The sequence below is a fragment of the Poseidonibacter antarcticus genome, from assembly GCF_003667345.1.
In the GTDB taxonomy this organism is placed as follows: domain Bacteria; phylum Campylobacterota; class Campylobacteria; order Campylobacterales; family Arcobacteraceae; genus Poseidonibacter; species Poseidonibacter antarcticus.
The window spans coordinates 179,303-193,949 of record NZ_RCWF01000003.1 but is presented as its reverse complement, the minus strand read 5'-3'; the positions used below and the strand labels follow the sequence as shown (position 1 = coordinate 193,949).

Genomic DNA, 14,647 nt, shown 5'->3' with positions numbered 1-14,647 from the left:
TTATTATAATGCCCTAAACTCCAAAAGTTTATGATAAACCTTTGCTTCATTTTTAGAAATTTTTATTAACATATTATGAATCAAATCTAAATCTATATCTTTTTTAGATTTAATAGATTTTGCAATAACAAGAGCAAATTCTCTCCACTCGTCACCAACTTCCAACATAAGTTTTGATGCTTCTTCTAAAGTTTTATCATTATTAAAAAGTTCACTAGCTTCTTTTAAAAAAGATGCATACATAAATCTAAAACCAGCACCACCTGTTCCTATTTCTTCTTGCATTCTTATTATATTTCCTAAAAATAGTTTTGTATATTTTCTATCTTTAGATTTCAAATCTAATATTGCTTTTGCTAATTTTTCAATACCTTTTAAACCAGCTATTGGAACATATCTTCTTAACATAGTTTTTGATAGTTTTTTAATATTCTTTGTAATAATTGGCTTTAAATCTATATTTTTTGGAACATTTGTTGGATAATATAAAAGACCCTTAGGAGCCATAACACCTTTTGTAAATCTAGCTTTAGATAAAGACTCTTTTGAACATCTTACACTTTTGTCAAATACAGGGTCACTTATCAAATAATCATTCCCCTCTTTCCCATATATTAATAAATTATGAGCATTAAAATGGAAGCTAATCTCTTTTGGAAAATATTCTAACCAATAAACTGAACTTTGCGCCCCAACAATTTCACCTTTTAATAAAAGTTCATCTAACCTTTTTTCACCCTTTTCTTTTGATGAAAAAGTTTCTAGTTTCATATCTATCTTTAGATTTTTTTTAATATTTTTTATAATTGATTTTGGAATGCTTCGATATGCAATAAGTGGCATTCCTCCAATTTTTACAAAAGGAATATATGCAAAATTTAAAGCATTTGATAAGCCAAAAATCATAGGTTCACTAATATTTAATCCATGATGTCTTAGCATAGATGACATAACACCACTTTCACAATGAGCATGGTGTTTATGTTCAAACTTATTCATTATCTACCTTTGGTAATTTTTTCAATTCATCCAAACTTTTACCTAAAGCTTCGCAATATACTAAAGCTCTTTTTTCACTTATTTTTTTAAATGTATCTGGATTAAAATCTCTTTTTATAGTCCATTTAAAAAATCCAGTTGATTGGGCTAATACAATTAAATCCATTCTAGCCTCATACATATAATAATAAAGTGGTGATTTTTCTCCTCTTATTACTAACTTATATGCCTCTATTCTACTTTCATCTAAATCATCTATTGCTTGTCTTGTAACTATTTCTTCTACTTCCCAGCCAGAAGAGCCAATACTTTGAATTGTTCCATCTTTGTTAGAAGCATAGATTGCTTTTTTCATTTTTGCATAAGTTGAACTATCATCTTGCGGAACATTTTCTATATCCATAATTAATTCCTATACAACCTCTAACAACATAAATGCTGTAGAAAATCTTCCACTTTCAGGAATATAACACAATATTTTTTGACCTTTTTTTAACTTATCTGAATTAAAAAGTTCTTCTAAAATTATATATATTGAAGCAGACCCTGTATTACCCTTTGTAGATAAGTTTGTAAACCATTTTTCTTGTGGAATATCACAATTAACATCTTTCATAACATCATATAATTTTTCTCTAAAATAACCTGAAGAATAATGTGGTAAAAACCAATCTATTTCTTCAGGTTTAAATAGATTTTTTTCTAGCATCTCAGTAAGAGGTTTAGCCACAGTATAATCTAAAATATGTTTATTTAATAATTTTACATCTTGTTTTACTGAAAAAATAGATTTTTTCAACCATTCATCAGGTGTGAATTCCCTATAACCTTTTATTGTCCCATCTTTAAGTTTCTCACAACCTGAATACATACAAGTTTCTTCTTGACTTGCATAAGATTTTGAAAATATTTTATCAATTCTTAAAGATAAACAATCACTATTTGGCTTATTACTTACTCCAATTGCACCTGAACCATCACTTAACATCCATCTTAAAAAGTCTTTTTCAAATGTTAGTTCTTTATTTCTTTTAATCATGTCAACTTTTGTTTGAACCTCTGGTTCAAAATTTCGTCCACGCATCGAAGCTGAAATATTTTCACTTCCTGTAGAAATAGCAGAATCAATTTCTCCTGATTTAATAGCTCCATAGGCATACTTTAATGCAGTTAAACCACTCAAACAAATTCCTGCAATACTTACAACCTCAATTGGTTTTAAGTCTGTTTCACCATGAACCATTAAAGCATGACTTGGTAGAAGTTGATCAGGAGTAGTTGTACCACAAGCTAGTAATTCTGCACTATTAATATCAAATCCATTTTTTCCTAACTCTTCAATTGCTAAAGCTGCTAATTTTGCATTTGAATGAGTAGATTCATTTGTAATAGGATCGATTGCATAATATCTTGTTTTTATCTTATTTGATTTTAATACAATTCTTTTTACCAAAGAAGGTTTATTATCAATCATTCCTAAAATACTTTCCATATCATCATTTTTAACGGGATCATTTGGTAAAAAAACTGCCATTTTATTTATATATACATCTATCATATCAATCCTATCTACCACTTGGTTGTTCATATTTTTTTTCTAATTCTGTAAGTTTTTCTTTTTGAAATTTATTTAAAATCTTTCGTACTAAAATATTAAGAGGTACAATGGTAAAAACTAACACCACTAAAAACATCGCATAAATAGTAACTGCAAACTTTCTTCCAAAAGTATTTTTCTTTCCAAAAAAATTAATAATTTTTGCCCAAATTTTTGAACTTCTTGTTGCTATTATTTCTGAAGCAATTAATTTTCCATTCACATTAACAGCTTCTAATCCAGTTAAAAGTGCTTTACCTTCTTTTTCTTTATCTTCTTTTAAAACTTTATTAAGTCTTTGTCCAAATCTTGAAGCATTATCAATATCACTTTGTAAAATACCAGCAGGAGGGAAAAACCAAAAAGGATCTTTATTTCCAGTCATAAGCCATTTTGGAGTTGTAATAAAAGAATAGATTCCTTTTCCTTGATCTGTTAAAGCTACATTATCTATAAGATTTGCATTAAGATCATTTAATAAAGTTTTCATTTTTTCTTGTGCCATAACCCACATATCACGACATGCGATTACTGTAATTACAGGTTTATTATTAAATATCTTTTTTGCTTGTTCACTTTTTAAAAAACCTACAATAGGTGAAGATGGAGCTAAAAACCAAATAGTGTATCCTAGAATAATTAAATCATAATCATCCTCTAAATTTTCTATTTCTTTAACCTCATGCCCTTCAAGTAAGACAGCTTCAGGAAACTCTTGCGAAAATTCATAAAATTTCCAAGGGAATGGGTACTTTTCAATAGGCTCTATTGCTTTCAAATCTACTTGGATTTCAGAGTCAGGTAACTTTGAGATAAAACTATTTATAACATCTTTTAGTTGTCCTGATTGAGAATAATATAAAACTAAGACTTTTTTCATTCGTACGATATCTTCTTTACATATATTTATAAGTATAAATTATAGTAAAAATAATATTAAGCTCTTATTAATACCAAAATGTACCTCTTAGAAGTAAGAATCTCTGAATCATAAGTTTTGAATGAACCAAAGATAATCTTATATTATCCTTGACTTTATCAAAGTGAGATATCCTTTCATTTTCTGGAGGATAGTAGCACTCTACATCAACATCAATTGTTTTTCTTTTTTTATAACAATGAAGAACCAATACTTCAATTTCAAAATCAAATCGTCTATTTGATGTTTTTAATTCTAAAATTGATACGGGATAAATTCTAAAACCACTTTGCGTATCTCCAAACTTCCGTCCTGTTTCCAAATTAACCCAAAAATTACTAAACTTTCGTCCAAATTTTGAACTATCTGGTACATTTTCATTATCAAAATTACGATTTCCGATTACAATAGATTCTTCTTCATAAGCATTTGTTAATTTCGAAATCTCTGAAGATAAATGTTGTTTATCAGCATCCATTGTAACAAAATATTCAAAGCCTAATTCTTTTGCTTTCTTTGCTCCAGTTAATATAGCTTCACCTTTTCCCATATTAATTTTATGAGTCACTAAAGTAATATCTAAATCATTTATTTCTATTTTAGAATCAGAACCATCATCTACAACAATTATTTTATAATCAAACGTTAAAAGGTCATTAATAACATCAAATAAAAAAGGAGAATTATAAACAGGTATTACAATGCAAGTCTTCATAATGTAATACTTATTACATTTTCTTTTTCACAAAAAACTTTAAAATTATTTCCATTTCTTTCATATGTTATTATTTGATTTGGTTTTATTGTTTTTATGAACTTTGCTTTTTTAATTTTTGTAATATTAAAATTAAACAATTCAGAAATAATATCAAAGTTTATAAATCCTGGCAAAATTGGATTACCAGGAAAGTGTGCTTTAAATACAGGATGATTACAATCACTTAGTTTGATAATAGCTTTATTATCATCTTTAAAGACAATCTTATATAAATCATCCGTTAACATTTGATACTCTTAATATATGAAACAAATGGAAAAATGAGAATAACGAATATTTTTATTACATTATCTTCATTTTGGGATTGTTGCTTTATTAGGAAATTTTGCCAACTACTAAGATTCCAATTATTCATAATATTACCTTATAATTTAAATAAAAAAGATTCTATCAAAAATTCACTTAAGTAGCTTAAATATCAAAAGTTAACTTTATTTATAAACTCTTTAATATTTTTTACAACTAAACCTATAAGTCTTCTTCGAGCTTCAACACTCGCCCACCCAATATGAGGTGTTAAAAGTAATCTATTTTTATTTTTTACTTTTAGTAAAGGATTTGACTCTTCTATTGGCTCAACGCTTACTACATCAATCCCACAATAAATCTCTTTTTCATCAATAATTTTTGCTAAGTCAGCTTCATTTATAATTCCACCTCGTCCAAGGTTTAATAAAATTGCACCGTCTTTTATATCTTTCATATTTTCATAATTTAGTAAGTTTTGCGTTTGTTCATTTAAAGGACAATGAATTGAGATAATATCCGATGTTTTTAGTAATTCATCTAATTCAACTCTTTTATATTCACTATTTGAGTTTTTACCACTTGTAGAATAATAAACAACTTCACAATCAAAAGCTTTTGCTTTTGCAGCAAAACTTCTTCCAATATCTCCTAAACCAATAACCCCAACTCTTTTTCCATCAAGTTCAAAGAAAGGTGCATCAATATGTGTAAAGAAATCAGATTTCTGCCAATTGCCTTCATCAACATATTTTTTGTAATAATCTAGTTTTGAAATAAAATGAAATATCATTGAAAAAGCAACTTGAGATACAGAAGAACTAGAATATCCTGCTACATTTTTAACTTCAATTCCATTTTCTTTTGCATAAACTAAATCAACATTATTTGTACCAGTTGCAGTAATAGCAACAAGTTTTATAGAAGAATTATTCATTTCTTCTTTTCCTATAACTACTTTGTTTGTAATTACAATATCAGCATCTTTTACTCTATGTTTTGTTTCACTTGGCAGTGTAATATCATAAGAAATCACATCTCCTAAAGTATCAAAAACAGACACATCCATATCAGAACCTAAAGTAGCTCTATCCAAAATTACTATTTTCATTGTTTTCCTTTTTTGTTTTTTTATTTATAAGTACTATTGCAAATAATACTATTATTATTCCAAGCATCGTAACTAAATCTATTTTCACATTAAATAAAATATATGAGATAAAAACTGCACTAAGTGGTACTAGATAAAAAATAGATGAAACCTTTGAAACATCTGCTTTTTTTATCATTATATATAATAAAGACAAAGCCCCAATACTAACTCCAATGCTCATATACATTAAAGCTAATATAAAGTCACCATTCCAAACTACTCTTATATCTTCAAAATATAAAAAAGGAATAACAAGTAGTGTAGAACTAAGTGTTTGTATTGCACCACCTGAAAAGAGATTCATATGTAAACAAAACTTTTTTTGATATAAATTTCCTATACTTAAACCTAAAAGAGCAATAAATGAATATAAAATACCAATAGATAATTCTAGATTATCTATCTTTTGATATATTACAAAAAATACTCCAATAAAACCTAAGAGTAAACCCAAAATAATTTTATTATTTTTTTCTTCATTTAAAAATTTCCATGCTAAAAGTGCTACTATAATTGGTTGTAATGCAATTACTAAAGCACTTAATGATGCACTAACTCCATAGAAAAGAGAAAGATACACTCCGATTGAAAACGTACCTACTGTTAAAATTCCTGCAATTGCTATATGTATAAACTCTTTTGTATTTTTAGGCCAAGGAACTTTAAAAGCAACTGCAATCAAAAGTAATATCCAAAATGCAATAAAAAATCTAATTGCTAAAAAAGCCATTGGTGAGGCATTTGCCAAACCATATTCAGTAAAGACAAAACCACTACCATATAAAAGTATAAATAAAAATGGCAAAGCAGATTTTTTGATTAACATTTTTCACATCCAATAATTTACTTGACTAACTAGTCAAGTAAAAGAATAGCAAAAGATAACTAGTATGTCAAGACTAATGTATTAAAATAAAATTACTGTTTGATTTTTAGAGAGTTTAAATAAAATTCGAGTTGAGATATGCATGAGATATAAATATCAGATGAATTTGATTTTTTTGCAGTTGCTAAACATCCTTCTATTGAAGCTACAACATAAATTGCCAAATCTTTTATATTTGGGTGTGAGATTTCATTATTATCTAAAGCATTTTGTAATACTTTTTCTATAATTTCTTCAAATTTGAAGTAAACTTTTTCTAAAGCGATTTTAAAATTTTCATCTTTTGATGAAAGCTCTTGCACTAAATTATTTAATCTACAACCATAAGTATAATTATATTGATTTTTTGTCTTTATAAGTTTTATCAAACTATCAATAATATTATCATCAATAGTTAGTAAACTTGCATATTTGTTTTCAATATAGTTGTTTATATGAATTTCAATAACGCAAAGTGTTAGTTCTTTTTTTGATTTAAAGAAATGATACATTGAGCCTTTATTCATATTGGCTTTTTTTAAAATTTTATCTATTGAAGTAGCCTTATAACCATTTTCATATATCTCATCAAATGCCACTTTAACCAATTTACTCTTTGTATCCATCTTTTTTAATCCTAGTCTTTTTTTGTCCAAACTTTAAATTTCCAAGCAGGTGATTTTACTTTTCCATCTTCACTTAAAATTTCTTCATAATCTTTTTGTTCACATAAATCCCAAGTTGAAAAATCAATTGGTTTTAAAAAAGCATCTGCTTTTCCTTTGAAATCTACTTCAGATAAATACATTTTATCAACATAAGGGAAAAGTGTTTCATAGATATTTGCACCACCTATTATAAATAGTTCTTCCTCTGCATTTTTTCTCGCAAAATTAAAAGCATCTTGAACATCACTAAAAGAATGAACTCCATCTTGTGAAAATCCTTTTTTACTTAATACTATTGAAGTTCTATTTGGAAGTGGTTTTCCAATTGATTCAAAAGTTTTTCTACCCATTAATATATGATGACCTGAAGTAATTGTTTTAAAGTTTTTAAAATCCTCACTAATATGCCATAACATTTGATTATTCAAACCAATTTCCCAGTTTTTTCCATACGCCACTATCATTGAAATTTTCATATTATTTCCTTTATACAGCCATTACTGCTTTAATAGATTCATCACATACATAATCAATAAGTTCAAAATCACTCATCTTAAAATCATTTATATCTTTTATATCTGTATTTATTTTCATATTTGGTATTTTGTGTGGAGTTCGTGTTAGTTGTAATTTTACTTGATCCATATGATTTGAATAAATATGTGCATCACCAAAAGTATGTACAAAATCCCCTACTTCAAGCTCACAAACTTGCGCAATCATCATTGTCAATAGTGCATAAGAAGCAATATTAAAAGGAACACCCAAAAATACATCCGCAGATCTTTGATATAACTGACAAGAAAGTTTTCCATCTGCTACATAAAACTGGAAAAAAGTATGACAAGGCGGTAATGCCATTTTATCTAACTCACCAACATTCCAAGCAGAAAGAATAAGTCTTCTAGAGTTTGGGTTAGTTTTAATTTGCTCAATTAATTCAGCTAACTGGTCAATACTACTTCCATCAACTCCTTTCCATGATCTCCATTGCGCTCCATAAACAGGACCTAATTCTTTGATTGTATCAGTATTAGTATAACCTAAGTCCTTACCTTGAGCATCTGCATTTGCAGTCCAAACAGTTTTTTTATCAATAAGATTAGAAGCTTTATCTCCAAAATGAATTTCAGCTAATCTTCTCTCATCAGTTGAGCCTTCAATAAACCAAAGAAGTTCACTTATGATTGCTTTTAAATGTGTCTTTTTAGTAGTTACTATTGGAAAACCATCATTTAAATCAAATCTCATTTGATAACCAAATACAGAAGTAGTCCCTGTACCTGTTCTATCCCCTTTAAAAACGCCTTTGTCTAATATATGTTGTAATAAATCTAAATATTGTTTCATTTTATGCCAATTCCTTAATTATAGAATTGTATCAAATTTTAAATTTAATTCCGTCTTTGTCCTGGTTTTGGTGCTGACACTTCTTTTTGTAAATCAATAGATAAATTATGATAAAAAAGTTCACCATAATCAGTAGTTCTATTTATAACTTCATATGCTTGTACTATTGTATTATTATATTTCAATGCATCTTGAAGTATTTTAATAATTTTTACTGATTCTAAAAAATTTACATGAGAAGGTGCTTCAATAGGTGATGAATAATATTTATGCATTCTTTCAACAAGATTTTTATTTCTAATTTCTATAAATACAGATTCTATTGGTGATTTAAAAAAAAGTATTTTTTGTTTTACATTTATTGAAATATATGTTGTTTCAGTTCCATATATTTTTCTGGAAAATGAATCAAACAAAAATAATTTCTTATTATAGTTATTATTAAACAATTCATATATAACTTCCAAAATCTTGATTTTCTCTTCTCTAGAAAAGAAGTTTCCAATACTTGCAAAACAAAAAGATAAAATAGATTTTATAGAGTACCATTCTGTAGTATCATAATCATATCTAAGCATTTGATCAATTCTAGCTTGCTTTAACTCTTCAATATCTTTACTTGATTTTGTTCTATAAACTTCTTGTACAGCAGTATCTCTATACATAGGTCCAGGGAATTGTGCTTGTATAACAAATCTTCTATTTTGTTCTAGTTCCATTATATATTTTAATCTACCATAATAATCTTCATCGATAATTCTTACTTCTTTTTGAGGAATTTGTGTAATAGACTTTAAAAAATCATCACCACTACACCCCTCTTCCCATATATAATCAGGATATCTAAAAATATTACAAATTTTATCTTTAATATCACTACTTGGTTCAATATCAGTTAAATTATCAATCCACGAAGTTACGGTTCTTCTATCTTTATTTATCAACGAAGCGAACTTTGAAATACTTAAATTTGATCTTTTAAATATTTCAATAAATTTATCAATTGAATTTTTATAATTCATTAGCATGCCTTTATTAAGTTTATTTGTTATTGTACTATTTTACAACATAAAAACAAATATTGTACATAATTACTATTTTATCAAAAAAATTGTAATTTATAATACAAAAGATATACAATCCCCTTATGTAGAATTGATGTATAATTATCACCAATTCAAAATTTAAAGGATGCACATGAGCGCAGGAAAAAAATTTAGAGAAGCATTAAAGGAAGAAACTCCTTTACAAATCGTAGGAACAATTAATGCATATCAAGCATTACAAGCTACTAAAGTAGGACATAAAGCAATTTACCTTTCAGGTGGAGGAATTGCAAATGCATCATATGGTTTACCAGATTTAGGTATGACTATGATCGAAGATGTTTGTATTGATATTAGAAGAATTACTTCAATTTGTGATACACCATTAATTGTTGATGCTGATACTGGTTGGGGACATGCCTTTAATGTTGCAAGAACTGTGAAAGAATTCATTAGATCAGGAGCTGCTGGACTTCATATTGAAGATCAAGTTGCTGCAAAAAGATGTGGACACAGACCTAATAAAGAATTAGTATCTACAGAAGAAATGTGTGATAGATTAAGAGCTGCTGTTGATGCTAAAATGGAATTAGATCCAGAATTTTATATTATTGCTAGAACTGATGCTCACGCAAGTGAAGGTCAACAAGCTGCAATTGATAGAGCATTAGCTTACGTTGAAGCTGGAGCAGATGCAATTTTCGCAGAAGCTATCCATACTTTAAAAGAATACAAAGAATTTACAGACCAAATGTCTGTTCCTGTATTAGCTAATATCACTGAATTTGGTGCAACTCCAATGTTTACAACTGAAGAATTAGCTGAAGTTGGTATTGATATGGTTCTTTATCCATTATCAGCATTTAGAGCAATGAATAAAGCTGCTTTAACTGTATACCAAGAATTAAAAGAAAAAGGTACACAAGAAGGTGTTCTTGATACTATGCAAACAAGAATGGAACTTTACGATATGTTAAATTACCATGATTACGAGCAAAAAATGGATGCATTATTTGCAAAAGGTAAAGCGAAGTAATTTTACTTCCGCTTTATTAATATTAAGAAAAATTAAACATTTAAATAAGGAGAAAATATGAGTGGATTAGCAGGTGTTTCAGCTGGAACTTCAGCAATTTGTACTTGTGGATTAGGTAATGGTCTTAACTATAGAGGTTATGATATTGCTGATTTAGCTTTAAAAGCAGATTTTGAAGAGGTAGCTTATCTATTATTAGTTGGAGAATTACCAAATAAGACTCAATTAGCAGATTTTAGAGCTAAAATTATCGAGGGTAGAGAACTACCACAAAACTTAAAAGATGTATTAAAATCATTACCAGCTTCTTCTCATCCAATGGATGTTATGAGAACTGCTACTTCAGCTTTAGGTTGTATGGAACCAGAAGCTGAAGATTTTTCTGATCAAATGGAAAAAATCACTAGATTATTAGGTGCTTTCCCATCATTTTTAATCTATTGGCATCATTGGCATGTAAATGGTAAAGAAGTTGATTTAAAATCTGATGAAACTACAATAGCTGGTTACATTGTTGAAAGATTAAAAGAAAAAACTCCATTACCTGTTGAAGTAAAAGCTATGAATGCAATGTTAACTTTATATGCAGAGCATGAGTTTAATGCTTCTACTTTTGCAAATAGAATTACTGCTTCTACATTATCAGATATCTATTCTTGTATGACTACTGGAATTGGAACTTTAAAAGGTCACTTACATGGTGGTGCTAATGAAGTTGCAATTAAATTTGTACTTGGATTTACAGATGTTGAAGATGCATTAACTTCAGTTGATGAATTATTTGCTAGAAAAGAAAAAATTATGGGATTTGGACATAGAGTATATAGAGAAGTAGATCCAAGATCTCCTATTGGTTTTGAATTAGCTAAAGAGTTAAAAGAATTACCAACATCTGATCCTAAATTATTTGATATTGCAAAAGCAATCAGAGATAAAGTAAAAGCTGATAAAGGTTTACCTGATAATATTGATTTCTTCGGTGGATTAATTTATCACTATATGCAAATTGAAAGATTATATTATACTCCATTATTCATTATGTCAAGAGCTGCTGGATGGGCTGCACATGCATTTGAACAAAGAGCAAATAATAAAATCATTAGACCTAGTTCTGAATATAATGGTGAAGATCCAAGAGCTTTCGTTGCTATCGAAGATAGAGCGTAATTCTTCTCCTTTTTAAAATAAAAATACTTACAAATACGATTTCAAGTTAGTTTCTATAATTTTAAACTAGCTTGAAATGTGCTAGTGCTACATAACAATTGTAGTTAACTACAAACAGATTGATCACTAGCAAACACTATAGGATGGTCAATTAAAAATACCCCCTATTAAAATCACATAAAATGGATATAAAATATGACAAACGAAAAATATCTTAAAAAACTAGAAGGTTTCGATACAAGCTATTACGATGTAAGAGCAGCTGTTGAAGATATCACTCCTGGTTCTTTTGACAAATTAAACTACATTTCAAGAGTATTAGCAGAAAATTTACTTAGAAAATGTCCAAGTGCAGAATTAAAAGATTCTTTAGTTCAATTAATTGAAAAAAGAACTGATAAAGATTTTCCTTGGTATCCTTCAAGAGTAGTAACTCACGATATTCTAGGACTTACTGCTTTAGTTGATTTAGCTGGTTTAAGAGAAGCTGTTGCAGCAGAAGGTGGAGATCCTAAAAAAGTTAATCCTGTTGTACCTACTCAGTTAATTGTTGATCACTCTTTAGCTGTTGAATGTGGTGGATTTGATCCAGATGCATTCCAAAAAAATAGAGATATTGAAGATAGAAGAAATGCAGATAGATTCCACTTTATTAACTGGACTAAAGAAGCATTTAATAATGTAGATGTTATTCCTCCAGGGAATGGTATTATGCATCAAATCAATTTAGAAAAAATGTCTCCTGTTGTGCATAATATTGATGGTATTGCATCACCTGATACATTAGTTGGAACTGATTCACATACACCTCATGTTGATTCACTTGGTGTATTTGCACTTGGTGTTGGTGGATTAGAAGCTGAAAATGTAATGTTAGGAAACCCTTCTTATATGAGAGTTCCTGAAGTTATTGGTGTAAAAGTTGTTGGTGTGAGAGCTCCAGGAATTACTGCTACGGATATTGCATTAACATTAACTTCATTCTTAAGAGAAAATAATGTAATTTCATCATTCTTAGAATTCTTTGGTGAAGGTTTAAAATACTTAAACTTAGGAGATCGTGCAACTATTTCTAATATGACTCCTGAATATGGTGCAAGTGCTGCTATGTTTGGTATTGATGATCAAACTTTAGATTATTTAACTTTAACAGGTAGAGATTCAAAACAAGTTAAATTAGTTGAAGCTTATGCTAAAGCAAATGGATTATGGGCTGATGAATTAACTAAAGCTACATATGCAAGAGAATTAGTATTTGATTTATCTGGTGTTTCAAGATCAATTGCAGGTCCTTCTAAACCTCATAAATTAGTACCAACAAATACATTAGTAGCTGATGGTTTAATTAAAGATTTTAAAGAAGAAGATGAAAATAAAATTCCAGATGGTGGAATCTTAATTGCAGCTATTACTTCTTGTACTAATACTTCTAACCCTAGAAATGTTATCGCTGCTGGTTTACTTGCTAAAAAAGCAAATGAATTAGGATTAAAAAGAAAACCATGGGTTAAATCTTCATTAGCACCAGGTTCAAAAGTAGTTGAAACTTACTTAAAAGATGCGAAACTTCTTCCTGAACTTGAAGAATTAGGATTTGGTATTGTTGGATTTGCATGTACTACTTGTAATGGTATGAGTGGAGCTTTAGATCCAAAAATTCAAAAAGAAGTTGTTGATAATGATATTTATACAACTGCAGTATTATCTGGAAATAGAAACTTTGATGGAAGAATCCACCCATATGTAAAAGAAGCATTCTTAGCATCACCTGCTTTAGTTGTAGCTTATGCATTAGCTGGTTCTATTAGATTTGATATTGAAAAAGATTCTTTAGGTACAGATAAAAATGGTAACCCTATTACATTAAAAGATTTATGGCCAACAGACGAAGAAATTAATGCAGTTGAAAAAGCTTCAGTTAGACCTGAAATGTTTGCTGCAATTTATGATCCAATGTTTGCAAAAAGTGAATTAAGTGGAATTGAAATTTCACCATTTTATAAATGGAATACTCAATCTACATATATCAACAAACCACCTTATTGGGAAGCTGAATATATGCAAATGCCTGAACTTAAAGGTATGAGACCATTAGGTGTTTTCCCTGATAATATCACTACAGATCACTTATCTCCATCTAATGCAATTTTACCAACATCAGCATCTGGTGAATATTGTTTAAAAATGGGATTACCTGTTGAAGATTTAAACTCTTATGCAACACATAGAGGGGATCATAATACAGCTTCAAGAGCTACATTAGCAAATCCAAAATTATTTAACGAAATGGTTAAAAATGAAGATGGAACTGTTAAACAAGGTTCATTAACTAAAATTATGCCAGAAGGTACTGAAAGTAGAATGTGGGAAGCTATTGAGACTTATACTCAAAGAAAACAACCACTTATTATTATTGCAGGTACTAACTACGGTCAAGGGTCTTCAAGAGACTGGGCTGCAAAAGGTGTTAGATTAGCAGGTGTTGAAGTTTTAATTGCAGAATCAATTGAGAGAATTCATAGAACTAACTTAGTTGGAATGGGTGTATTACCATTACAATTTAAAGAAGGTGATACTAGACATACTTACGCAATTGATGGAAGTGAAACTTTTGACATTGAAGGTGAAATCACTCCAAGAACTGATTTAACAGTTGTTATGACTAGAGCAAATGGTGAAGTTGTTAAATTCCCTGTATTATGTAGATTAGATACTTCAGCTGAAGTTGATGTTTACAAAAATGGTGGTATTTTACAAAAATTCGCTAAAGATGTTATTGCAGAAAGTAAATAATTATTTCTAATTAAACATTGAAAACTTTTA

At 28.7% G+C, this 14,647-nt stretch carries 15 protein-coding genes; 3 read left to right on the top strand and 12 right to left on the bottom strand.

The window, feature by feature from the left end:
• Window positions 1-3: 3 nt before the first annotated feature.
• The 12 genes from darH to D9T19_RS05880 form a co-directional block, all read right to left on the bottom strand.
• Window positions 4-999 carry a BtrH-related acyltransferase DarH gene (gene darH / locus D9T19_RS05935; RefSeq protein WP_121627306.1) on the bottom strand — a complete coding sequence of 332 codons (996 nt, stop codon included), beginning with the start codon at window positions 997-999 and terminating at the stop codon, window positions 4-6.
• Window positions 992-1,402 carry a DarG family dialkylresorcinol biosynthesis protein gene (locus D9T19_RS05930; RefSeq protein ID WP_121627305.1) on the bottom strand — a complete coding sequence of 137 codons (411 nt, stop codon included), beginning with the start codon at window positions 1,400-1,402 and terminating at the stop codon, window positions 992-994. Before D9T19_RS05930 ends, darH begins: the two co-directional genes overlap by 8 nt.
• Before the next feature lie 9 nt (window positions 1,403-1,411).
• The gene (locus D9T19_RS05925) at window positions 1,412-2,557 is read right to left on the bottom strand and encodes a beta-ketoacyl-ACP synthase III (protein ID WP_121627304.1); all 1,146 of its coding nucleotides are present in this window, start codon (window positions 2,555-2,557) and stop codon (window positions 1,412-1,414) included.
• A 7-nt stretch (window positions 2,558-2,564) separates the two neighbouring features.
• Window positions 2,565-3,476: a dialkylrecorsinol condensing enzyme gene (locus tag D9T19_RS05920; protein ID WP_121627303.1), complete on the bottom strand. Its 912-nt coding sequence runs from the start codon at window positions 3,474-3,476 to the stop codon at window positions 2,565-2,567.
• A gap of 67 nt (window positions 3,477-3,543) precedes the next feature.
• On the bottom strand, window positions 3,544-4,230 hold the full coding sequence (locus tag D9T19_RS05915; protein ID WP_121627302.1) for a glycosyltransferase family 2 protein: 687 nt from the start codon (window positions 4,228-4,230) through the stop codon (window positions 3,544-3,546).
• Window positions 4,227-4,520: an ApeI family dehydratase gene (locus D9T19_RS05910; protein WP_121627301.1), complete on the bottom strand. Its 294-nt coding sequence runs from the start codon at window positions 4,518-4,520 to the stop codon at window positions 4,227-4,229. Before D9T19_RS05910 ends, D9T19_RS05915 begins: the two co-directional genes overlap by 4 nt.
• Before the next feature lie 191 nt (window positions 4,521-4,711).
• Window positions 4,712-5,650 (bottom strand): D-2-hydroxyacid dehydrogenase, encoded by a 939-nt coding sequence (locus D9T19_RS05905; RefSeq protein WP_121627300.1) that lies wholly within the window; start codon window positions 5,648-5,650, stop codon window positions 4,712-4,714.
• Complete coding sequence (locus tag D9T19_RS05900) at window positions 5,628-6,518, bottom strand: DMT family transporter (protein ID WP_121627299.1); 891 nt, start codon at window positions 6,516-6,518, stop codon at window positions 5,628-5,630. The genes D9T19_RS05905 and D9T19_RS05900 overlap by 23 nt, the downstream gene beginning before the upstream one ends.
• A 92-nt stretch (window positions 6,519-6,610) precedes the next feature.
• On the bottom strand, window positions 6,611-7,183 hold the full coding sequence (locus D9T19_RS05895; protein ID WP_121627298.1) for a TetR/AcrR family transcriptional regulator: 573 nt from the start codon (window positions 7,181-7,183) through the stop codon (window positions 6,611-6,613).
• A gap of 11 nt (window positions 7,184-7,194) precedes the next feature.
• Window positions 7,195-7,701: a dihydrofolate reductase gene (locus D9T19_RS05890; RefSeq protein WP_121627297.1), complete on the bottom strand. Its 507-nt coding sequence runs from the start codon at window positions 7,699-7,701 to the stop codon at window positions 7,195-7,197.
• A 10-nt stretch (window positions 7,702-7,711) separates the two neighbouring features.
• On the bottom strand, window positions 7,712-8,575 hold the full coding sequence (locus tag D9T19_RS05885; RefSeq protein WP_121627296.1) for a thymidylate synthase: 864 nt from the start codon (window positions 8,573-8,575) through the stop codon (window positions 7,712-7,714).
• A 44-nt stretch (window positions 8,576-8,619) separates the two neighbouring features.
• Window positions 8,620-9,597, bottom strand: coding sequence for a hypothetical protein (locus D9T19_RS05880; RefSeq protein WP_121627295.1), 978 nt, complete (start codon window positions 9,595-9,597; stop codon window positions 8,620-8,622).
• Between the two features lie 175 nt (window positions 9,598-9,772).
• Here D9T19_RS05880 and prpB point away from each other — a divergent pair, with 175 nt between their 5' ends.
• The 3 genes from prpB to acnD all read left to right on the top strand — a co-directional run bounded on the left by prpB (window position 9,773) and on the right by acnD (window position 14,617).
• Window positions 9,773-10,657: a methylisocitrate lyase gene (prpB, locus tag D9T19_RS05875; RefSeq protein ID WP_121627294.1), complete on the top strand. Its 885-nt coding sequence runs from the start codon at window positions 9,773-9,775 to the stop codon at window positions 10,655-10,657.
• A gap of 57 nt (window positions 10,658-10,714) precedes the next feature.
• Window positions 10,715-11,824 (top strand): citrate/2-methylcitrate synthase, encoded by a 1,110-nt coding sequence (locus tag D9T19_RS05870; RefSeq protein ID WP_121627293.1) that lies wholly within the window; start codon window positions 10,715-10,717, stop codon window positions 11,822-11,824.
• 195 nt (window positions 11,825-12,019) lie between these two features.
• A complete protein-coding gene (gene acnD / locus D9T19_RS05865; RefSeq protein ID WP_121627292.1) occupies window positions 12,020-14,617 on the top strand; it encodes a Fe/S-dependent 2-methylisocitrate dehydratase AcnD in 2,598 nt (865 codons plus the stop codon).
• The last annotated feature ends 30 nt before the right edge of the window (window positions 14,618-14,647 follow it).